The organism is Luteibacter sp. dw_328 (assembly GCF_018449605.1).
Taxonomy (GTDB): domain Bacteria; phylum Pseudomonadota; class Gammaproteobacteria; order Xanthomonadales; family Rhodanobacteraceae; genus Luteibacter.
Genome location: NZ_JAAVUW010000008.1, coordinates 298,788 through 321,286 on the forward strand (window position 1 = coordinate 298,788; position 22,499 = coordinate 321,286).

The window sequence follows — 22,499 nt, forward strand, 5'->3', positions numbered from 1 at the left end:
TTGAAATCGCTCACATGCTGCATTTTAAGTAGTGATTGGCAAGAAACCGACTCACGGCACCGGATGCTGCTCGACAATCTTGTCGACATGCCACGTCACCGGCGAAGCGTCAGCCGGAACATTCTTCGCATGCACCTCGGTGATCTTCACCAGGTACTCATTGCCCGGCTTCCAGTCGAGGCCTTCGACCGGCGCGTAGTTGATCTGCCAGGCGTCCTTCGGCGTCTCGCGGTACTGCAGGCATTCGGTCTTCATGACGCCATTCGTGCACGGCACCTTGCTGCCGGCGATGTACAGCAGGCGCGACCGCGAACCGTGGTCGGACGGCGTTGTCGCGCAGGCAGCGAGCGAGAGGACGGCGGCAGCAAGAAGGACGGAGCGCATGGCGGGAATCCGAAGTCGAATGCCCAAAGAGATACCAGCTTCGGCGTGGCAAAGCCATGGACACGATGTGACGTTGCGGTAGGAGCCGATTTATCGGCGATGGGTGCTTGCCGTGGGCTGGCCCGCTGGCGCGGGATCGCCGATGAATCGGCTCCCACAGGACACCAACAAAAAAAGGGGCCGGATTGCTCCGGCCCCTCTTCGTTTCCCTGCTATCAGGCGTACAGCGGGTTCGGCTTGTCGACGTCCAGCTTGTATTCCTTGATGGCGCGGCTCACATCCTTCGCGTTGACCTTGCCATCCTTCGCGAGGGCGGCCAGGGCGGCGTGGGCGATCCAGTAGCGGTCGACCTCGAAGTGGCTGCGCAGGTTGGCACGCGAGTCGCTGCGACCGAAGCCGTCCGTACCCAGCACCGTGTAGCGCATGCCGTCCGGCATGAACGCACGGACCTGGTCGGCGAACTCGCGGACATAGTCGGTCGCGGCAACCGCCGGGCCCTGACGTTCACCGAGCAGGCCGGTGATGTACGGCACGCGCTGCGTGGCTTCCGGATGCAGGCGGTTCCAGCGCTCGGCGTCGAAGCCTTCGCGACGGACTTCCGAGAAGCTCGGCACCGACCAGATGTCCGACGTCACGCCGAAGTCCTTCTCCAGGAGCTCCGCCGCGGCGATGACTTCGCGCAGGATCGTGCCCGAACCGAGCAGCTGCACGCGCGGCTCGTTCTTCTTCGCCTTGCCACCGTCCTTGAACAGATACATGCCCTTGACGATGCCTTCCTCGCTGCCCTTGGGCAGGTCGGGGTGGGCATAGTTCTCGTTCATTACGGTGATGTAGTAGTAGACGTCTTCCTGCTCCTGCATCATCCGGCGCGTGCCGTCCTGCAGGATCACCGCGAGCTCGTAGGAGAAGGTCGGATCGTAGGAGATGACGTTCGGGATCGCGCCGGAGAGCAGGTGCGAGTGACCGTCTTCGTGCTGCAGGCCTTCGCCGTTGAGCGTGGTGCGGCCTGCCGTGCCACCGATGAGGAAGCCGCGCGCGCGCATGTCGCCCGCCGCCCAGCAAAGGTCGCCGATGCGCTGGAAACCGAACATCGAGTAGTAGATGAAGAACGGCAGCATCGCCACGTTGCTGATGCTGTAGCTCGTTGCTGCAGCCAGCCACGCGCTCATGCCGCCGGCTTCGCTGATGCCTTCCTGGAGGACCTGGCCCTTCTGGTCTTCGCGGTAGTACAGCAGCTGATCGGCGTCCTGCGGACGGTACTTCTGGCCGAACGGCGCGTAGATGCCGATCTGGCGGAACATGCCTTCCATGCCGAAGGTGCGAGCCTCGTCGGCAACGATCGGCACGACGCGCGGACCGAGTTCCTTGTCACGCAGCATGAGGTTCATGCCACGGACGAGGGCCATGGTCGTGGAGATCTCGCGCTCGCCCGTGCCCTTGGTGATCTGCTCGAAGGCTTCGAGCGTCGGCGCGGTGAACGACTTGTCCGACTTGCGACGACGCTGCGGCAGCGAACCGCCGAGCGCGCGACGGCGCTCGAGCATGTACTGCACTTCCTCCGAGTCCTTGCCCGGATGGTAGTACGGCACTTCCTCGAGCTTGTCGTCGGGAATGGGGATGTTGAAGCGGTCGCGGAAGGCGCGGATCGCGTCCGTATCCATCTTCTTCTGGTTGTGCGCCGGGTTCTGCGATTCGCCCGCAGCACCCATGCCGTAACCCTTCACCGTCTTGGCGAGGACCACGGTCGGCATGCCCTTGGTATTCACGGCCGCATGGTAGGCCGCGTAGACCTTGTGCGGATCGTGACCGCCGCGGTTGAGGCGCCAGATGTCGTCGTCGGACATGTTGGCGACCAGCGCGGCCGTTTCCGGGTACTTGCCGAAGAAATGCTCACGCGTGTACGCGCCACCGAAAGCCTTGCAGGCCTGGTACTCGCCGTCGACGGTTTCCATCATCAGCTGACGCAGCTTGCCCGTGGTGTCGCGGGCGAGAAGCGGATCCCAGTAGCTGCCCCACGCCACCTTGATCGCGTTCCAGCCGGCGCCACGGAACACGCCTTCGAGTTCCTGGATGATCTTGCCGTTACCGCGAACCGGGCCGTCGAGGCGCTGCAGGTTGCAGTTGATGACGAAGATGAGGTTGTCGAGGCCTTCGCGGCCCGCCAGCGAGATCGCGCCGAGCGACTCCGGCTCGTCCGACTCGCCGTCGCCCATGAAGCACCAGATCTTGCGATCGGACTTCGGAATGAGGCCGCGGTGCTCGAGGTACTTCCAGAACTGCGCCTGGTAGATCGCCTGGATCGGGCCGAGACCCATGGACACGGTCGGTACCTGCCAGTAGTCCGGCATCAGGTACGGATGCGGATACGAGGAAAGACCCTTGCCCTTGCCTTCCACTTCCATACGGAAGAGGTCGAGCTGTTCTTCGCTGATGCGGCCTTCGAGGAACGAACGCGCGTACACGCCCGGGGCCGAATGGCCCTGGTGGAACACGAGGTCGCCCGGATGGTCTTCGCTGGGTGCGCGCCAGAAGTGGTTGAAGCCGACGTCGTACAGCGTGGCCGAGGAAGCGAAGCTGGAGATGTGGCCACCGAGGTCGCCCGGCTTGCGGTTGGCGCGCACGACGGTCGCCAGCGCGTTCCAGCGGATCAGCGAGCGGATGCGCCATTCGATGGCGGCGTTACCGGGGCTGCGCGCTTCCATGTGCGGCGGGATGGTGTTCACGTACTCGGTGGTCGGGTCGAACGGCAGGTAGCCGCCCGAGCGACGCGTGGAGTCGACCATGCGCTCCAGCAGGAAATGCGCGCGCTCGGTGCCGTCGTGATTGATGACGGCGTTGAGCGACTCGACCCATTCACGGGTTTCGGTGGGGTCGAGGTCCTGGTTCAGGATATCGTCGATCTGGTCCATGGATGCTCCGCTCGCGCGTGGCGCGCGCTTCATGAGGTCTGTAGAGCCCGCTGGGGTGGCGGGAAAACCTTTCCATGATACCGCGAAGTTTTCACATACGCGGCGGTATGGGGGTTTGTCTCGTGATAAATCGGTTTGGGACGGGGGGTTCGGCGAACTGGCCCGCTGCCGCGGGATCGCCGCTGAAGCGGCTCCTACCGAGCAAGGAGGGGCTTGCTGGGTGGGAGCCGATTCATCGGCGATGCGGCGCGAAGCGCCGCTCAATCAATCATTTACAACCGTACGCGGCTTACCGGCGCGAATCTGTGCCTCGACGCAGGCCACCGCGGTCATATTGACCACCCGGCGCACCGTCGCCTGCGGCGTCAGGATGTGGGCCGGCTTGGCCACGCCCATCAGGATCGGGCCGATGACCACCCCGTCGCACAGCACGCGGATCATGTTGTAGGCCGTGTTCGCAGCATCCAGGTTCGGGAAGACGAACACATTGGCCTTACCTTCCAGGCGCGAGTTCGGGAAGATCTTCTCGCGCAGCTCCGGGGTAAGGGCCACGTCGGCCTGCATTTCGCCCTCGACCTCGAGGCGCGGCGCTTTTTCGCGGATCAGGCGCAGGGCCTCGCGCATCTTCTTCGAACTGCGGGTTTCACGACCGCCGAAGTTCGAGTTGGACAGGAGCGCGATCTTGGGCTGGATGCCGAACAGCTTCAGGCGGAGCGAAGCCTGCAGCGTGGCCTCGGCGATCTGCTCGGCAGTGGGGTCGTCCTGCACATAGGTGTCGAGGAAGAAGAAGGTGCCCTTCTCCGTCGAGACCGCCGCCATGGCGGATGCCTCGGCGATGCCCTCGTCCAGGCCGATGATGTCGGTGATGTAGTCCAGCTTGCTGTGATACGTGCCGACCAGGCCACAGATCATCGCATCGGCTTCGCCACGTTCCACCATCAGCGCGGCGATCACGGTCGGACGCGAACGGACCACGGCCTTCGCGGAGGCAGGCGTGACGCCGCGGCGCTCCATGATCGAGTGGTAGAGGCGCCAGTAATCCTCGAAGCGCGGATCCGAGTGGATGTTGCACATCTCGAAGTCCACGCCCGGCTTCAGACGCAGGCCGGCGCGCGCGATACGGCGCTCGATCACGTCGGGGCGGCCGACCAGGATCGGCCGGGCCAGACCCTCGTCCACCACCGTCTGCACGGCGCGCAGCGTGGTCTCTTCTTCGCCTTCGGCGTAGACCACGCGCTTCGGATCGGCCTTGGCGCGATCGAACACCGGCTTCATCAGCAGGCCGGTGCGGAAGACGAAGCTGGTGAGCTGGTCGATGTAAGCCGGGAAGTCCTGGATGGGACGCTCGGCCACACCGGAATCCATGGCGGCCTGGGCGATCGCCGGCGGCAGCTGGATCAGCAGGCGTGGATCGAACGGCTGTGGAATGAGGTACTCGGGGCCGAAACTCGGCGGCTTGCCGCCATAAGCCCGTGCACTGACGTCCGACGCTTCACGGCGCGCCAGCTCGGCGATGGCTTTCACGCAGGCCACCTTCATCTGCTCATTGATGACCGACGCGCCCACGTCGAGCGCGCCGCGGAACAGGTAGGGGAAGCAAAGGGCATTGTTGACCTGGTTCGGGTAGTCCGAACGGCCCGTGGCCATGATGCAATCCGGGCGGACAGCCTTGGCGTCCTCCGGAAGGATCTCCGGGTTCGGATTGGCCAGCGCGAAGATGATCGGGCGCTCGGCCATGGTCGCGACCATCTCCGGCTTGAGGATGCCACCGGCGGAAAGGCCCAGGAAGATATCCGCGCCGACGACGATCTCGGCCAGCGTGCGCTTGTCGGTATCGCGCGCATAGCGCTGCTTGTCCGGGTCGAGGTCGGTACGGCCGGTGTGCAGGACACCGTCGCGATCGAAGGCCAGGATGTTGTCGCGCTTCAGGCCCAGCGTCACCAGCATGTCGACGCAGGAAATACCTGCGGCGCCCATGCCCGTGGTGGCGAGCTTCACGTCCTCGATCTTCTTGCCGGTGACCAGCAACGCATTGATGACCGCCGCGCCGACGATGATCGCCGTGCCATGCTGGTCGTCATGGAACACGGGAATCTTCATGCGCTCGCGCAGCTTGCGCTCGACGATGAAGCACTCCGGCGCCTTGATGTCTTCGAGGTTGATACCACCGAAGGTCGGCTCGAGGCTGGCAATGATATCCACCAGCTTGTCCGGGTCGTTCTCATTGATCTCGATGTCGAACACATCGATACCGGCGAATTTCTGGAACAGGACGCCCTTGCCTTCCATCACCGGCTTGCTCGCCAGTGCGCCGATGTTGCCCAGGCCGAGCACTGCCGTGCCGTTGGTGATCACCGCGACAAGGTTGGAGCGCGCGGTAAGCTCAGCGGCCTCCCGCGGGTCGGCGACGATCGCATCGCACGCCGCGGCGACGCCCGGCGAATACGCGAGGGAAAGATCGCGCTGGGTCAGCAATGACGTCGTCGGTGTGACCTTGATCTTGCCCGGACGGGGAAGGCGGTGGTACTCGAGCGCGGCTTGCCGCAGTTCCTCGGAGATGGCCATGGGGTCCTGTGGGAGCTTCAATGAAAAGGGACGAACAGCGGGCCTGCAGCCACGCCGTGAAGCGTCGATGTTAGCACCGCCATGGCGATTCGCCCGACCCGGGGTGTGTTGCATTGCGACATCCTGTGATATGAAAACGCTACATGTCAGCCATGCGGAATCCGGCAGATTGCCCACGCTGGCGCGCCTACCGTCGACGGTCCTTCTTGCACGTCGAGGATCGTCATGTCGCGTTTCGCTATCGTTACCGCCCTGGTCGGCGGCCTTTTCCCCCTCCTGTCACTGGCGAACGTCGTGGTCGACGAGCCGGCGCTGCGCCGGAGCCTGCTTCGACTGCCCCAGGACGCGAGTCGTAGCGTCGAGGTGACCCTCCCGACGAGCGCCACCTCGTCGTCGCGGTTTCGCGTGCGCGATTCGGGCACCCTCCCCGTTGCCCTCGCGAAGAAGTTTCCCGGCATGCGGAGCTTTCGCGGCAGCGATACGCAGGGGCGAACCGTTCGGCTGGACCTGTCGAAGGCAGGCATGCGCGCCAGCGTTCGCGACGGGCATGCCGAGTGGATCCTTCGACCCGGCGAGGTGGCAAGGATGGCGAACGTCGCGTCAGACGACGCGCCGGTTGCCCAGGCGGACGCGCTGGCCGCCACGCCGACAGAGGATTCAGGGCTTGCCGCAAGGATGACCGTGGCACGACGTGGAGGTGGCATCCGCTACGACTTCCGCCTTGCGGTCGCCGCAGACAGCCGCTATGTCGCGAAACTCGGTGGCACGGTCGAAGACGCGCTCGGCGAGATCGTCCATGCCGTGAATCGCGCCAATGAAGTCTTCGAAACCGATGTCGGCGTGCATTTCACCCTGGTCGACGACAACGACAGGATCATCCGTGCCGATCCGCGACATGATCCCTACCGACGCATGGACCCGGGCCCCGCCACGGTGACGCTGATCGACCGCGAGATCGGCAAGCGCAACTACGACATCGGCCATGCCGTAACGACGTTATTCGGTGGCGAGAGCCATATCGGCACCTCATGCAGTGACGATAGACGCGCCGATTTCCTTGCCACGCACAAGGCCGCGGCATGGAGCGGCCACGCGCATCCCGAGAGTGACCCGCATGCCATCGGGTTCATGATCCATGTGCTCGGCCGCCAGCTGGGTGCGTGGCCCACCGCCAACGGATGCAGCCGCCCGACCCTCCCCGATCGCGCGGTGGAACCCGGTAGCGGCAGCACGGCGATGGGCTATGCGCCCTCCGGCTGCGGCGGCGACGCGCAGGCGTTGCAGGCACGCTCAGACCTGTACTTCCATGCCGCGAACATCGAACAGATGCAGGCGTGGCTGGGGTCACGCGGTGGGCGCTGCGCCAGCAAGCGTATCAATCCGGTGTCCGCCCCATGGTTCGACCCCGAGCCGCTCGCCGAGGAGAAGGTCATCCCGGCCCGCACGCCCTTCGCTCTCGAAGGCATGGCGGAGCAGGAAGCGGGTGCGCGTCGCCTGACCTACACCTGGGAGCAGATGGATGTCGGCGACGAACAACGTGGTTCACTCACGGATAAAGGCAACGGCCCCCTGTTCCGTTCGTTCGCGCCCACACGTTCGGGCAACCGCAGCTTCCCGAGGATGGCCGCGGTGCTTGGCCGTGAAACCGCAGAGCCCGGCGAAACCCTGCCGACGACATCGCGCCGGCTCAATTTCAGACTCACCGTGAGAGACAACGGCGGCGAGCATGCGACGGTCGCCAGCACCGACACCCGGGTGCGCGTGGTCGATACCGGCCGGCCCTTCGCCGTGTTATCGCCGGAAGCGGCGGCGCGAGGCATCGGTGGACAGGCGTTGCGCGTACGCTGGGATGTCGCCGGCACCACGGGCGAACCGATCTCCTGTCACTTTCTCGAGATCGATCTTTCCGTCGATGGCGGCGACACGTGGCTCGCCACGCCCATCGCAACGGACGTGCGGAACAGCGGCGAGGCCGAGGTGATGCTGCCCACCCTGGAGACGCCGACCGACCATGCACGCATGCGCCTGCGCTGTGACTGGCGACCTTTCTTCGCCGTGTCGCCCGGCGATTTCACGATCGTGCCCGGCCCGTAACGGGTACGCGCTACAGGCCGAGGGAGATTTCCTCGGCCTCCACGCCCGCCATATGGATATGGTTGACGAAGAGTGAGAAGGCCAGCTTCCCGGCCAGGCCATGGACGTGCTGCATCCACGGTGGGAGATAGCGCGGCGCGACGATATCGCCGCTGGCGAAATGGGCTTCGAGGCTCATCACGTCATGCAGGGCGAGCTTGCCGGCGAACAGGTTGCGCAACAGGTCGAGGCGGCGCTGGCGCAAGGCCCAGCGGAAGAACGTGTGCACCGCCAGCAGGCCGGATAGGTAGACGTTGTCCTTGGCGAAGGCCGAGCCGCCGGTCAGCGGTACGCCGCGGAAGACCCGTTGCGCGGAATGGAAGCTGTCGCCCACGTTCTGCCCGCATTCGCGGAAATAACGGAACACGTCCACGAAGTCCGCGCCGTTCAGCGCCATGTCGATCGCAAGGATGCGCAGGCTGATGCGCTTGAGCCGCGAAATGTCGATCGCACCCGACATCAGCTCGGCGAACACAGCCAGGCCTTCCTGCGTGGCGGTGACACGCGGCGATGTACGCGCCAGCGAGGCGAGCACGGGCTGTTCGCGGCCGTTGAGCGCCGTGAGCGAATGGACGAAGGCCTCGTGCGCGAGCAGTTGGTGCCGATCGTATTCCGTGAAGTGGATGCCCCCACGCAGGCGGATGCGCGTCGCGCCAGCCGCGGCCTTGGCGGTGAGCTCGGGATCGACTTCGACCGAGATCGTTCCCGGCGAGAAGAAGGCATCGAGCATCTCGGACATGTCGCGGCGCAGTTCTTCGGCCGGAATCGTGCCCGTGGCGTCCTCGGTTTCCAGATCCGCACCCAACTCGTCCGCCAGGTCGACGAAATAGCGGGCGGCATCGAGGTTGCTGCGGTTGCTTCCGGGGATGGCGTCGCCCGGCTTGCCGTAAAGCGCCACCGAGGCGACGGTGACGCCATCGGTGCCGGCGGCATCGAGCATCTCGGTGGCCACGCGCCAGGATTCGGCCGTTCGGCGCAGGTACTCGGCAATCGGATGGTCTTCGCAGACCTCCCGCTCGATCGCTTCCAACTCGGCCCGGGTGCCCCCCAGATCGGGTGGCCGGTAACGGATATCCGGCAGCGAAAGGCGCCCGGCCCCGAATTCCTCGATCAGGCGCTCTTCGACCGATGCCGGCCAGGACACCGTCGGCAGGATGCGGATGGCACGGACAGCGGCCAGCAGCCGCTGGTCAAGCGCCGCATAGCGCCGCATTTCCGGGGTGAGATGGGGCGGGAGGACGTGGGCGTGCATGGGGCGGAAGTATAGGCCGGGGCGCCGTTTCAGCGCGAAGAGATGTATTTCTCGCGGCGGATGTGCTGCACCGACAGCCCATGCTCCTTCAGCGAGGCGAAGGCGGCGTCGACCATGTTCGGGTTGCCGCACAGGTAGGCGATGTCCTGCTCGCCGTTGGGCTGCAGCTCCGCCAGCATGTCCTGGACATAGCCGAGGCGGTCGTGGGGACGCGGGTTCGGCCGGGCGCCCCGACTCAGGCAGGGGTGGAAATCGAACCCCTCGTGAGTACGGGCAAACGCCTCGAACTCCTCGCCGTAGAGCAGCTCTCCCTCGTTGCGGGCGCCGTAAAGGAGCACGAAACGGCAGCCACGGCTGGCGATGAGGCTGGCGATCTGCGGCAACATGGCGCGGTAAGGGGTGACGCCGGTACCCGTGGCAATCAGGATGTAGCGCTGGTTCTGGTCGGCGTCCATCAGGCAGAAACGGCCATACGGGCCGCTCGCGTCGATCGTCTCACCCGCTTTCAGACCGCCTAGCAGCTTGGTTGCCGCCCCGCCATCCACGTAGCTCACCGCGATCTCGACCCGATCGACCGGCCCGGTTCCGTCCCCGATGGTCCCTACCGAATAGCTGCGCTTGGTCGGCTTGCCATCGTCGTAATGGAAGTGGACCTGGAGGAACTGCCCCGGCACGAAGGCCAGCGGCTGGCCGTCGGCACGCTCGAACGACAGGTGCCGCACCGAAGGGGCGAGCATGAAGCTGTCGGCGAGTCGGAGCTGGAATTGTTCGGCCATGGAAAGTCTCTGTTGACGTGCGGGAACAAGGTGGACAGACAAAGCCCGGTATAATAGGCGGCTTGTCATCCCGGCGCAGCCCATGACCACTCCTGCTTTAAACGTCAATAATTTACGGAAGACCTACGGCAACGGCGTGGAGGCCCTCAAAGGCATCTCCCTGACCGTCGAACCGGGCGACTTCTACGCCCTGCTCGGCCCCAACGGTGCCGGCAAGTCGACCCTCATCGGCATCCTCTCCTCCCTGGTCAACTCGACCTCGGGCGACGCGGAGATCTTCGGGGTGTCGATCCACAAGCACCGCAGCGAGGCGATGCGCCTGATCGGCCTGGTGCCCCAGGAACTCAACTTCAACCAGTTCGAGAAGCCCTTCGACATCTGCGTGAACCAGGCCGGCTTCTACGGCATCGGTCGCGCCGAGGCTTCCCTGCGCGCGGAGAAGTACCTGAAGGAGCTGCGCCTGTGGGACAAGGCACACGGCCAGGCACGGACCTTGTCGGGCGGCATGAAACGCCGCCTGATGATCGCCCGCGCCATGATGAACGAGCCGAAGCTGCTGATCCTCGACGAGCCCACCGCGGGCGTCGACATCGAGATTCGCCGCTCCATGTGGCAGTTCGTCAGCGGCATCAACGCTGCCGGCACCACGGTGATCCTCACCACGCATTATCTCGAGGAAGCCGAGCAGCTCTGCCGCAACATCGCGATCATCGACCAGGGTCGCATCGTGCAGAACACGTCGATGAAGAGCCTGTTGGCCACGCTGGACGTGGAAACCTTCGTGCTGGACGTTCCCAGCGCACCGGGCGTCCTTCCCGTCCTGCCCGGCGTGGTTCTCCGCACGCTGGACGATCACACCATCGAAGCCGAGATGTCCCGCTCCCACGACCTGAACTCCCTGTTCGCCGCGCTTTCCTCGCACGGTGTCACCGTCACTTCGATGCGTAACAAGTCCAACCGGCTGGAAGAGCTTTTCGTCCGACTGGTCGAGCACGGCAGGGAGAACGCGGCATGAGCGCTGCCACCAACCTCGTTGCGCTGAACACCATCGTTCGCCGCGAGATCGCGCGCATCCTGCGCATCTGGACGCAGACGCTGATCCCGCCCGCGATCACGATGACGCTGTACTTCGTCATCTTCGGCAAGCTCATCGGCAGCCGTATCGGCCTGATGCATGGCTTCACGTACATGCAGTACATCGTGCCGGGCCTGGTCATGATGAGCATCATCACGAACAGCTACGGCAACATCTCCTCCTCGTTCTTCGGCGCGAAGTTCGGCCGCTTCGTCGAGGAAATGCTGGTTTCGCCGATGTCGAACTGGGTGATCCTGCTGGGTTACGTCACTGGCGCAGTGACGCGCGGCGTGATCGTCGGTGCCCTGGTGCTGGTGATTGCGCTATTCTTCACCGACCTGCATGTGGCCCACCCGATCATCACCTTCCTCTCCGTGGTGCTTGGTGCAACCGTGTTCTCGCTGGCCGGCTTCGTCAATGCCGTATTCGCCAAGAAGTTCGACGATATCGCACTGGTGCCGACCTTCGTGCTCACACCACTGACGTATCTCGGTGGCGTGTTCTATTCGGTCGACCTGCTTGGCGAGCCCTGGCACACCATTTCGCTGGCCAACCCGATCCTCTACATGGTCAACGCCTTCCGCTTCGGCGTGCTCGGCGTGAGCGACGTGCCCATCGTCACTGCCTTCATCGTGATGCTGGTCTTCGTGGTCGGCCTCAGTGGTATCGCCTTGCGCCTGCTCTCGCGCGGCGTGGGCCTGCGCTCGTAACGACATGCGGGTCAACAAATACATCAGCGAGGCCGGCCTGTGCTCGCGCCGCGAAGCGGACGAACTGCTCGTCGCCGGTCGCGTGACGATCAACGAGGACGTGGTCGGCATGGGCGCCAAGGCCCTCGAGGGCGATGTGGTGCGCGTGGATGGCGAGATCGTCGTCGCGCGAACGATGGCCCCCGAGTCAGCAAAGAACCGCGGCGTCTATATCGCCTTGTACAAGCCGGTGGGCATCACCTGCACCACGGACCAGACCGTCGATGGCAACATCGTCGACTTTGTCGACCATCCGCAGCGCATCTTTCCCATCGGCCGGCTCGACAAGGATTCCGAAGGCCTGATCCTGCTGACCAGCAATGGCGACATCGTCAACGAGATCCTGCGTTCGGAAAACCGCCACGAAAAGGAATACCTCGTGGCGGTGAACAAGGCCGTGACCGACGAGTTCATCCGCGGCATGGCCAAGGGTGTGCGCGTACACAACCAGATGACCGATCCCTGCCGCGTGCGCAAGATCGCGAAATTCGGCTTCTCCATCGTGCTCACGCAAGGCCTCAACCGACAGATCCGCCTGATGGCTGCGGCGTTCGGCTATCGCGTGACCCAACTGCGACGCGTGCGCATCATCAACGTGAAGCTGGGGCATCTCAAGCCGGGGCAGTGGCGAAACCTGACCGAAGCTGAGCTCCAGGGCTTGCTGCCGGAACGCACGCGCTGGTAGAGCCGGCACGGCTCTGGCACGAACGCCTACAGCCTCTGCGTTTCCACTGACATAGCAAAACGAGATAGGACCACAACCGTCTGGGGCAACCCCGGCGGCGACCCGTCGTGCCTTGTCAGAAACTACGTGGGCCGACATGAAGACGGCACCGTGATTCAAACAAGGATGTTCCTCAGACATGAAGCCCCTCCTCCGGCTGGCGTGCCTCGCCGCCCTTCTTCCCGGCCCCGCATTGGCTGCAGGGCAAACAACCGTCGACGTCTATCGCGAACTCATTCGTTACCGCGCCGCTACGGTGGGTGCGGAGAAGGCATTCGGATACGACACGCACGCGTACGTTTCGAAGTTCCTCGACAACCCGGATTCGCTGTACAGCGATCTGCGGATCGATCCGCCCATCACCAATGAAATCTGGTGGTACGACTTCGTCGACAGCCTTCCGATCGACGCGACCGAGAAAAGTGACGCTGCTCTCGACATGTTGCAATGGCAGGGTGGCTTCACCAAGGCCAGAATCGGAATCGATGTGGTCGTCGACAAAGCGTCTGTCCGCGCCTATCGGGGCGAATATGCCGCGGCCAGTGCGATCAAGGCTGGCGTCGACGCCGACATCTTCCTGAAGGCCTGGGATATGAACGGGCGGATGACCACCATCGGCGCCGGCCACGCCGTCGCGCTGCAGTTGCTTCGCCATCAGGTCCGGAGCAACGCGCCGGAGACGTATGACGCCCTCGGGATCAAACCCGGCGTGCTGAGCCGCTATCTCCAGCAGAACAATCCGGAGAAGATCGACGCGTTTGACCAGGCCTACCTCGCCGACCTCCTTCGCTATGCCCTGTCCAGGCAGGACTTCACGATCGACACGGACGGACACAGGCAACTCCCGGCCGCATATCGTGTCGCACGCGTCGCCGCGGCCTTCGCGGATGCCGGAGGCTATCTCAATCCGCACGGCTACTGCCGGGGCAACGATCCCCATCCGGATGAACCGACCCGAGCGGACGCCATCGACGACAACCGTCCTCTTTGCTTCGTCGCCGCGACCGATCGTGCCGTGCAGTCGTGGTTCCGCCGCCAGATGCGCCACGAAGCATCCCTTATACGTAAAGCACATGAGAATCGCGACGAGACCGCCACGCGTCTGATGGCCTGGTTCAGCGGCGCACTGCTCCTGATCGATCTCGCAGGCTTTGTCGAAATGGGTGAAGCAGGCCTTCTCGGCGAGATGAGCGCTGAGGGCGCCATCCCCGAGGAAGAGGCGGCATACGCCGAAGAACGCGCCAATCAACTGACTTGCAGGCTCCGCTCATGATCAATCGTAACGTTCTCTTCTCTGTCCGCCTGGGCGCTTTGATGCTCGGCCTTTCGGCTTCGCTGGCATACGCGGGAAAGATCGAAACCGTTGGACAGTTCGCTTCCGGTGAGGGCGTCGTTGCCATGCTGGACGGCGAGTCGATCTTCTTCGCCGATGCCTATCGCGCGAAGCTCATCGACGCGCAGCTGGACACGGTTGGAAATAGCGGAACATGGGGTCGCGTGCGACACGGCATACATTCCCCGACCCTCGCACGGATGGAGTACGTGTACACCAAGGACGGACGCACGCTCCGGCGTGTCTATCATGCGCGCAGTGGCCCCGCGATGGAGGTCGTCCTGAGCCGGTATGACTTCTCCCCGTCGACAGATGCATCCGCGGGCGAATCGAGCGCTAACGAGTCCGAAGGATCCCGGCCTTACGAGATCTCCGATGAGGACATTGCGAAGGATTTCGCTGAGCGCGTGTATTACCCGGCAGACACCCCGTTCAACGTGCGCGTTCCTAATCTTCCGCTACGCAGCGACTCCGTCATCCAGTCGCGTCTCGTCGGCGGCAAGGACACTCATAAGGCAGACGCGGAGCTGAAAATTTTCCGGCAGATCGAAGCCGACATCAACGATGGCATCGTCACGCGTGGTGGAACACTCACCGGATATGTGAGCAAGGCGATGTGCGAATCGTGCGGTCCTGCCTCGGAAGACCTTGCCGAACACTTCGACATCAATGGCACGATTCAACAGTTAGTGGAGCGTGACAAGAACACGGTCGCGCTCGATCCCGCACTGGAGGCGAGCCACACGTCGTCCGAGGCGCTGAAGAACTCGCGCAAGGCGTACGCCAGCAAGCACTTCAGGCGCAATGCCGTCACGGACCCCGGGAAGCGATCGTGGATCGGCCTGGATAGCGTCAAGGCCCTGGAAGCCGAAGAGGCCGGATCGAAGGCCATCGAACCGTGTGGTGATTGACGTGCGCCATGGCATCCGCGCTCTCAGCGTCAGCCTCGTCGTGATCGGCAGCTCGTTCGCCCAGGCGACGACGATCGTCGATGTCGACGTGTGGTCGCACCTGCAGCGCGAGCGCGTCGCACGCGTTGGCGGTGAGCAGGCCTTCGCCGGATCGGAGAGCGAGCTGATGCTCCAGTTGCTCACCGACCCCGCATCGCCTTATTCGGAGACCGTGCGTGAACCCGACTTCACGAACGACGCCGAGTGGCCGGAGGTCCTCGCGGGTCTGCCGGGCAATCTCTCCACGGCCTCGGCGGTGGCCGTTCTCGACTGGGATCTCGGCCTGACGCGCGCCAGGCCCGGACACGACGTCGAGCCGCATCCAGGCTACAAGGACACCTTCGTGGCCGCGAGCGCGACGAAGGCTGACGTCGACGCCGACATCTTCTGGCACATGATCGACCTGACCGGCTTCCGCCATTCCGCTCGGGCCGCGACCTATGCCGTCGCCATGCAGATGCTGCGCGACCAGGTTCAGGCGACGATACCGGAACGTCGTGCCCTGCTCGGTATCGACGAAGCGGTCTTTAGCCGTGTCATGAAGGCTGCCTATCTCGATCAGGTTTCCACCTATGACATGCAGTACCTGTCCACGCTGGTTCAACACCGACTGATCCACTGGCAACCGGGAGAGCGCTCCCGATCGGGCCTGAGGGCACTCCCCACGGTCTACCGCGTGGCTCGCGCGGCCGCCGCGTATCGCGATGCGCAAGGGTATCTCGGTAGCTATCCCTGCCGACCCGATGCAACGCCCGTGGCCGGGCGCGCGGGAACCGGTGTCGAGGGGGACGATCGCCCGCTCTGTTTCGTCGCGGCAACCGATCGTGCCGTCCACCGTTGGTATATCGACGAAGCACAACGACAGGCGATCTGGGTACCGGAACGCGAGCACGATGGCATGCTGAGACTGGCGGGATTCGCCGCGGCAGTGCTCACCCTGCTCGACCTCGCGCCGCTCGTCGAGGTGGTCGAGGCCGTCGCCGCCGACGATCTCGTCACCGCCGAATGGCTCACGCCGGTCGAGGCCGACATGGCTGCCGAACGCGCTGACCATCTTTTCTGCCCCTTTCCGGAGTGACCGCCATGCGCCCCGCTCTCATTGCGACGCTTTCAGCCGCGATTTTCGCGTCCACCATTTCCTCAGCGTGCATGGGCGGTGTTGTGGAGACCGATCGAATCACCCTCGACGAGGGCAACGTCACGGCGCTCCTGGAGTCGACCAGCCAACACTACGTCGACGCCATGCGCTCGTTGATCAGCGAGCGCTACCAGGACGAGTATCGCGCCATTCGCTGGGAAGCCCTGGAGAATGTCATGCGCGATGCGCCCATCGCCCGCCTTGAATATCACTTCGCCGTCAACGGTGTCGCCAACGTCCGGGTGTACCACGCGATGGGCGGGCGCCCGCTGGGCTCGCTGGCAAAGTCGATCTTTGAAGGACCGACGCGTCCGGGCACGCCAGACACACCGGCCAGCCCCATGGATATCGAATCCGAGGACGAGGGTTCCGTGCGTGCCTTGCCGGCGGTGGACGAGGTCGCCGCGGACCTGGAGGACAACCGCTTCTACACCGAGTTCGATGAGATCAACGTGCGAGCCCCCATGATGGCCGACGATAGCTCGGCGCTGGAGGCGTTCCTCGTCGAAGGCGAGAACCGGGCCTTCGATCCCGAGTTCAAGGCCTTGCGTGCCATCGAGCGGGATCTTCGTACGGGAGTCATCCCAAGCGGCGGGAGGATTCAGGGCAGCGTCAGCGGCATGGCGTGCACGTCGTGCAAGTACGCGATGAAACGCTTTTCGGACACGTATGCTGTCGATGTCCGCCTCGCCCAGGTCTTCCCCTCCATGTCCCGTCATGCCCAGGCTGAGCTGATCGCCTCGGGCCGCGCCCGCTTGAGAGGGACCATGCTGGTCGATACGGTCACCGACCGCCCCCTGCTGGCAGCGGATCTCTTGCGGGGTGCTCGCGAAGGCCAGATCAGGCGGTCACTGAGCCCCCGCGCCATGGGCCGGTCCTTCAAGGGAATGCCCTGGGCCCGACGCTCGTTCCGGCTGAACCCGATTCGGTTACAGCGCGTCTCCGAGGGCTCATCCGAAGGATCTCCCCCACCGCGGCCCCGCGTTCCAAAAGACCCTGCCACCGGCTGCTGACCGCGTGAAGCGGCGGCGTCCGACCCGGCATGCGATCATGGGCACATGAATGCCTTCGCCCAGACCACCCTTTCGCCCGCCCTCCTTGCCGCCGTGGACTCCCTCGGCTACACCGAGATGACACCGATTCAGCGGGAAAGCCTGCCGCCTATCCTTGACGGCCGCGATGTGATCGCCCAGGCCCGGACGGGCAGCGGCAAGACCGCGGCGTTTGGCCTGGGGCTTCTTCAGCAACTGGATCTCACGAAGATCCAGCTGCAGGCGCTGGTGCTCTGCCCGACGCGCGAACTCGCCGACCAGGTGAGCAAGGCGATTCGCCGCCTTGCCATCAACCTGCCCAACGTGAAGCTGCTGACACTGTGCGGCGGCATGCCACTGGGCCCCCAGCTCGCCTCGCTCGAACACGACCCCCACATCGTCGTCGGTACCCCGGGACGAGTGCAGGAACATCTCAAGCGTGAAAGCCTGCACGGCGGCGGCATCAAGGTGCTGGTGCTCGACGAAGCCGATCGCATGCTCGACATGGGCTTCGAGGAAGCGATCGACGACATCGTCAAGCGCATATCGAAGCATCACCAGACCCTGCTGTTCTCGGCTACCTATCCCGATGCGATCCGTGCCGTTAGCGGTCGCGTGCAGCGTGATCCGGTCACGGTCACCGTCGAAGAAAAGCACGACGAGAACACCATCGAGCAGCGCATGATCGAGGTGGAACCGGCGAACAAGCCCGACGTGCTGTCGCGCATACTGACCCACGAGAAGCCGGAAGCCACCCTGGTGTTCTGCAACATGCGCAAGGACACCGAAACGCTTGCCGCGGAGCTCGATCGCCGTGGCTTCTCGCCGCTGGCCCTGCACGGCGACCTTGAACAGCGCGATCGTGACGAAGTGCTCGTCCGCTTCGCCAATCGCAGCTGCAATATCCTCGTCGCCACCGATGTGGCCGCGCGTGGCCTGGACATCATCGACCTGCCACTGGTGATCAGCTACGACGTCGCCCACGATGCCGATACGCACACCCATCGCGTGGGGCGCACCGGCCGCGCCGGCGCCAGGGGTCTCGCCATCACCCTGGTCGGTTCGCGCGAACAGCCGAAGATTCGCGCCATCGAGGAACGTCTTGGCGGCCCCATGCTGCGCTATCCGGCAAAGCCGGTCGGGGATGGCCGCAAGGTGCTGAACCTCGCGGCCATGAAAACCCTCGTGATCGACGCCGGTCGTCAGGACAAGCTCCGTCCCGGCGACATCCTCGGCGCACTCACCGGCGATGCCGGTCTCGAGGCCAAGGACATCGGCAAGATCGATGTCTTCGCCACGCGCGCCTATGTAGCCATCCGCAGGGATCTCGCGAACCGGGCCCTCGAGCGCCTGCGCGCCGGCAAGATCAAGGGCCGCAACTTCCGGGTAAGACCGCTCGGCTGATTCCCGAGCTACCTCAGTACGAACGCGGCACGGCGCAAAGACCCGAGGTTACGTCCCACTCGTCAGGGCATGTGGGAGAAATAACTCACCAGCAGCGTCGCCGCGACTTCCCGAATCTGCCGCAACGACAGGAACAAGGGTGTCCTTCTGCCATCGGCATTTTCACCGTCGACGTAGTTGACCCGTACCGTCGCACCGGTCTCGCTGGCGAAACGGCGAAGCGCCGGGCTGCACGATATGCAGGGCTTCTGGCTGACGAAGCCGACCAGCTCCCCATTCGCCATCTCGGGATTCAGGTAGATATCGTTCTTCAGCGTCTGCAGAATCTTGATCTCTGCATCGCTGGCCCGATTGGCCAGCGGATCGTGGCTCGGCCTGACCGATGAACCCGGCACCTCCACATTCGTCCTTGCGAAGCGAAAGACACTCACGTCGGGCAGGTAATCCGCCTCCCGCGTTCCCGGCACGACCAGATCCGAATCGCCGTGTGGTATGAGCCGCTCGAATTCGTGATTCGAACGCGACACGTAGACGCGCGTGTAGCGAACATCCCCGACGTGCCAGCTGTATTCGAAGAAGGCGAAGGTCGCCCTCATCAGCTGGTTCCGAAACCGCTCCATTGACGGCTCACCCACACCCCGGCTGCGGTCGCGCACGGCGTCGCTGATGTAGCCCTGCATGCCGTGCGCATAGACATTGATCAGGAAGCCAAGGCGATCGGTCATCGTGCCTTCGACATCCTCCGTATACCCGGCTTCGACGACCGTACCTGGTGAAGGGTCGGGAAGCTCCGTCGGCGCAGGCGTGGGCTTGGGCGCGGGCTTCCTACGGACGGCCGACGCGTCTGCGCCGCCGAAGCAAAGCACCACGGCAAGCGCCAGCCGTGCGGCAGACGTCATGGATGATGGGCGCATGACTAGTTCCCCTTCGCTTGCATAAGGTTGACGGCGCGACGGATCACCGGCAGCGACGCTGCGTAGGAGAGGTCGCCGTCGGCGACCAGTCGATTGACGATCTTCATCTCCACCACTTCCTTGCGCACCGCCGCGTGCAGCGACGCGCCGCCCAGCGATCGTTCGGCGAACTGGGTGTACCGGAAGGGGCCCGCGATCTTCTCCCGATGAGGATCGCCGATCTCAGATGGGCGCCTGGGTGCCATCTCGCGATGAAGTTCGTCGACGAACCATGCATAGACCGCGCGGTCTGTCGCATCGTTGAAGCACAACGGTCGCGGATCGCCACCGCCCTTGCCGGCCGTCGCCGGGTCGTGATCCCTCGCATTGAGGCAGGGGTCCACATCGAACGGCTGCTGGTCGCGATACGCCGCCGCCATGCGCCCGATGCGCAAGGCCACCGGCAAACGGGGAAGCGTGTTGTTGTGTGGCGCACCGATATCCCACTCGCGCATCGCACCGTCGAGCAGGATGGCGAGGTATTGTCGATCGAACTCGGTCGGTCGCCACTCGCGCGGGGTCGAGACCAGCCCTTGCAGGACCTCCGGGCGCAGTCCGAGCCGCCGCTGCTCAGCGACCGGCGTCGCGTCGAGCTTCTCCCGAAGCAGCTGTGCAGCAACCGCATACAACGCGCCGATAGCCGGATAGTCATGGCCGACCATGTCCCGCACACCGATCACGATGTTGGCATGAACGCCTGCCTTCGTATGACTGGGCACGCCGCGATACGTGTTGATAGGGGGACCGTAGTAGTCGTCAACGTCCGTCCAGGGCCGGCTCTTGGTGAAGCCCAGTTCGCGCTGTTTGCGCAGGCTCAGTTCACGCTGCCCGGGCACGCGGCCTTCGATGGCGAGCAGTTGTGCGGCGAGACGGACGGCGTCGTTCATGCTCGAGAGGTCGCGCTCCGCGGGTTCCGAATACGGCGACGACGGATCGACCAGTACCCAACGCGCGTAGCTCTCGTCGCTGCCGGAGAGAACGTAGGAAGCATCACCTTTCGTCCGTGCATACGCGCGGATCAGGGTCACCAGCGCGCTATGGGTCGACGGCCTGACCGCCAGCGGGAACGAGACGACGGGACGTCCCGCGACACACATGTCGGGGACCTTGCCCCGTGCCGGCGGTGCATGCGAGGGACGAAACCGTTCGCGGCCGATGAGCGAACTGCGCACGGTGGCCAGATAGGCCATTTGCTTGCCATGGAACAGTGCGCTCGCCTGCGAGCCACCCCACACGTTCTCGTTCGCCACCAGGCTCAGCTCATACGCATTGGCGAAGTTGTTCAATGCCTGATCGCAGGCCAGGCACAGCGGCCCGCTGACGAAGACAGTGGCAAGACCACCCTTCTCGACCGTCCCGTCTCTGAGGTCCGTCTCCAGCGTGCGCACGGCCTTCATTTCGGCGTCCTGCAGATCCCAAGGTGCTTCCGGTCGGATCATCGGCATCTGCCAGGGCACGCGCGAGTTGGCGCCGTCCTGTGAGGTCGCCATGACTTCGCCGGGCCACGGGTCCAGCCAGTCCGGGAGATCCGGGGTCAGCAGGGTCTCCGCTCGGCTGTCGACCGAGCCCCTGCTGCCGGACATGGCGTAATACGTTCGCGAGCGCGACACGCCATCGGCGCTCTGGTAGGTGTAAAGCAGGGTGACAAAGGTGGAGCCGATCATACGCTGCTCGAACGCTCGCCACGTCTGCCCGGTCGCAGGCGCGACGCCTTGGTTGGCCCGATCGATGTATCGCGCCGACAAACCATCGGCATAAAAGCGAAAGCCATTCATCAACGCGTTCACGACATTGCCGTTGGGATCGTCGTCTACCGAGCGCCTGCCGATAACGACCGCCGCAGCGGACAGGCTCGCGACCAGGCACGACACGGCAAATCCGGTATGGACCAGGCAACGCAGATTCGAGCGCTTCATAGCGCACTCCCTCGACACATTCGGTCGACGGCAAGTTCTTCCAGCGCGGCCTGGGCCTCCGCGGAGATCCGTCCTTGCCACACCAGTTCCCGGCCCACCGTCGCCGCGACGATGTCGGTATCCAGCGAGGCATCCTGGGTGTCGCCAACGAAGGCACCCAACCATGCGGGCCGCAGCCGGTCAATGGCTTCGATCAGAGGGCCGACCGCAGACACCATGACCTCGGGATCCTCGAGCTTTGCGGCGAGATCGTCGCGCAACGCGGCGCCGTACCAGGCGAGGACGCGGCGATCGATCATGTCCGTGAAGCAAAAAGCAGATTCCGTGTCAGCCAGGCTCGTCGACGCCACGCCGGGGACGAAGGCGCCATCGTCGGAACAGGGATAGGGCGCTGTGTAGTTTTCCGAGCGATACGCCGCCGCGGCACGCGCTACGCGGACGGCCGTGGGAACCGCGCGACTGCCATAGACGGAGAGGGGACGATCGCGTGATGAGGAAAGCTCGTTCTCGAGCAGTCGCATCAGATAGGAGGTCTCCACCGCGCTCAGCGCATGCGCCCGACGCGCAGCCACCATGTGTTCAAGCGGAGCGGACCACAGGCCGGCATAGATCTCGCCCGATGCCTGTGCCGCTTCGATCTTTTCGCGCAAGAGCTGCCCCGCCAGGGCCAGATTAGCCGCGATCAACCCATTGCCGGGACCGGCGAGCAGCCGCGCCTGGACGAACAGGTCACGGTCCACGCCAGCCTTGATGATGTTCGCGGCTACCCAGGGTTTCCCCAGTTCCTCCACATGCCGCAGCGGAGGCATTTCGATACCGGGGCGTGCACGGGTCAGACCGAGATCCCAGCGGAAAATCGCCTGGGTTTGCGGGAGCGGCATGGCGAAGCCGCGCTGTCCGAGGGACGTCCACGCCGCGCGCCATGTCGCGTCCATGGTCCTTTCGCTGAGAGGCGCCAGCTCGGTATACATGTTCGTCGGATCGACCAGCGAGAGTCGCTCCACATCGGAGTCGTCGTGGAGCGGCGAAGCGGACGGCGTCAGGCGCCACAAGCGCTCGCTCATCAACTCGGCAATGAAATCACCGGCAGGTGGCTGGAGGAAATGCGCGAGCGGCACGGACGTCTGCGCTGCCGCTCCCGCGCACCAGGCGCAGGCGATCCAGACCAGGTGACGCATGCGTCGACCTTGGCGTGCTTGGGGAACGT

The 22,499-nt window shown here is 64.4% G+C and carries 17 protein-coding genes; 9 read left to right on the top strand and 8 right to left on the bottom strand.

Annotated elements, in window-relative coordinates:
* Positions 1-51: 51 nt before the first annotated feature.
* The 3 genes from HB634_RS19780 to HB634_RS19790 all read right to left on the bottom strand — a co-directional run bounded on the left by HB634_RS19780 (position 52) and on the right by HB634_RS19790 (position 5,858).
* On the bottom strand, positions 52-384 hold the full coding sequence (locus HB634_RS19780) for a DUF4377 domain-containing protein (protein ID WP_063570509.1): 333 nt from the start codon (positions 382-384) through the stop codon (positions 52-54).
* A 215-nt stretch (positions 385-599) separates the two neighbouring features.
* Positions 600-3,293 (bottom strand): pyruvate dehydrogenase (acetyl-transferring), homodimeric type, encoded by a 2,694-nt coding sequence (gene aceE / locus HB634_RS19785; protein WP_213949823.1) that lies wholly within the window; start codon positions 3,291-3,293, stop codon positions 600-602.
* Between the two features lie 264 nt (positions 3,294-3,557).
* Positions 3,558-5,858 carry an NADP-dependent malic enzyme gene (locus HB634_RS19790; protein ID WP_218625554.1) on the bottom strand — a complete coding sequence of 767 codons (2,301 nt, stop codon included), beginning with the start codon at positions 5,856-5,858 and terminating at the stop codon, positions 3,558-3,560.
* Between the two features lie 225 nt (positions 5,859-6,083).
* Between HB634_RS19790 and HB634_RS19795 the strand changes: the two genes are divergently transcribed.
* Entirely contained in the window at positions 6,084-7,952 is a 1,869-nt protein-coding gene (locus HB634_RS19795; protein WP_213949824.1) for a zinc-dependent metalloprotease, read from the top strand.
* A 10-nt stretch (positions 7,953-7,962) separates the two neighbouring features.
* On the opposite strand, the gene HB634_RS19800 is transcribed toward HB634_RS19795, so the two are convergent.
* Together HB634_RS19800 and HB634_RS19805 are read right to left on the bottom strand one after the other, a co-directional pair.
* On the bottom strand, positions 7,963-9,243 hold the full coding sequence (locus tag HB634_RS19800) for a flavohemoglobin expression-modulating QEGLA motif protein (protein ID WP_063572881.1): 1,281 nt from the start codon (positions 9,241-9,243) through the stop codon (positions 7,963-7,965).
* 29 nt (positions 9,244-9,272) lie between these two features.
* Positions 9,273-10,019 (bottom strand): FAD-binding oxidoreductase, encoded by a 747-nt coding sequence (locus tag HB634_RS19805; protein WP_213949825.1) that lies wholly within the window; start codon positions 10,017-10,019, stop codon positions 9,273-9,275.
* Between the two features lie 82 nt (positions 10,020-10,101).
* Here HB634_RS19805 and HB634_RS19810 point away from each other — a divergent pair, with 82 nt between their 5' ends.
* The 8 genes from HB634_RS19810 (at position 10,102) to dbpA (ending at position 18,423) form a co-directional block, all read left to right on the top strand.
* Entirely contained in the window at positions 10,102-11,034 is a 933-nt protein-coding gene (locus HB634_RS19810) for an ABC transporter ATP-binding protein (protein ID WP_213949826.1), read from the top strand.
* On the top strand, positions 11,031-11,804 hold the full coding sequence (locus HB634_RS19815) for an ABC transporter permease (RefSeq protein WP_063572878.1): 774 nt from the start codon (positions 11,031-11,033) through the stop codon (positions 11,802-11,804). Before HB634_RS19810 ends, HB634_RS19815 begins: the two co-directional genes overlap by 4 nt.
* 4 nt (positions 11,805-11,808) lie before the next feature.
* On the top strand, positions 11,809-12,528 hold the full coding sequence (locus tag HB634_RS19820) for a pseudouridine synthase (RefSeq protein WP_213949827.1): 720 nt from the start codon (positions 11,809-11,811) through the stop codon (positions 12,526-12,528).
* A 178-nt stretch (positions 12,529-12,706) separates the two neighbouring features.
* A complete protein-coding gene (locus HB634_RS19825) occupies positions 12,707-13,840 on the top strand; it encodes a hypothetical protein (protein WP_213949828.1) in 1,134 nt (377 codons plus the stop codon).
* A complete protein-coding gene (locus HB634_RS19830; RefSeq protein ID WP_063573214.1) occupies positions 13,837-14,811 on the top strand; it encodes a hypothetical protein in 975 nt (324 codons plus the stop codon). Before HB634_RS19825 ends, HB634_RS19830 begins: the two co-directional genes overlap by 4 nt.
* Position 14,812: 1 nt before the next feature.
* Positions 14,813-15,928, top strand: coding sequence for a hypothetical protein (locus tag HB634_RS19835; RefSeq protein WP_213949829.1), 1,116 nt, complete (start codon positions 14,813-14,815; stop codon positions 15,926-15,928).
* Positions 15,929-15,933: 5 nt separating this feature from the next.
* Positions 15,934-17,001, top strand: coding sequence for a hypothetical protein (locus tag HB634_RS19840; RefSeq protein ID WP_213949830.1), 1,068 nt, complete (start codon positions 15,934-15,936; stop codon positions 16,999-17,001).
* A 45-nt stretch (positions 17,002-17,046) separates the two neighbouring features.
* Positions 17,047-18,423, top strand: a complete 1,377-nt coding sequence (dbpA, locus tag HB634_RS19845; protein WP_213949831.1) for an ATP-dependent RNA helicase DbpA — start codon at positions 17,047-17,049, stop codon at positions 18,421-18,423.
* Between the two features lie 62 nt (positions 18,424-18,485).
* On the opposite strand, the gene HB634_RS19850 is transcribed toward dbpA, so the two are convergent.
* Genes HB634_RS19850 through HB634_RS19860 form a run of 3 tightly spaced genes read right to left on the bottom strand, consistent with a single transcriptional unit; the run spans position 18,486 to position 22,470 of the window.
* Complete coding sequence (locus tag HB634_RS19850) at positions 18,486-19,337, bottom strand: hypothetical protein (RefSeq protein WP_213949832.1); 852 nt, start codon at positions 19,335-19,337, stop codon at positions 18,486-18,488.
* A gap of 2 nt (positions 19,338-19,339) precedes the next feature.
* Positions 19,340-21,292 (bottom strand): hypothetical protein, encoded by a 1,953-nt coding sequence (locus HB634_RS19855; RefSeq protein WP_213949833.1) that lies wholly within the window; start codon positions 21,290-21,292, stop codon positions 19,340-19,342.
* The gene (locus HB634_RS19860) at positions 21,289-22,470 is read right to left on the bottom strand and encodes a hypothetical protein (RefSeq protein ID WP_213949834.1); all 1,182 of its coding nucleotides are present in this window, start codon (positions 22,468-22,470) and stop codon (positions 21,289-21,291) included. The genes HB634_RS19855 and HB634_RS19860 overlap by 4 nt, the downstream gene beginning before the upstream one ends.
* Between the last annotated feature and the right edge of the window lie 29 nt (positions 22,471-22,499).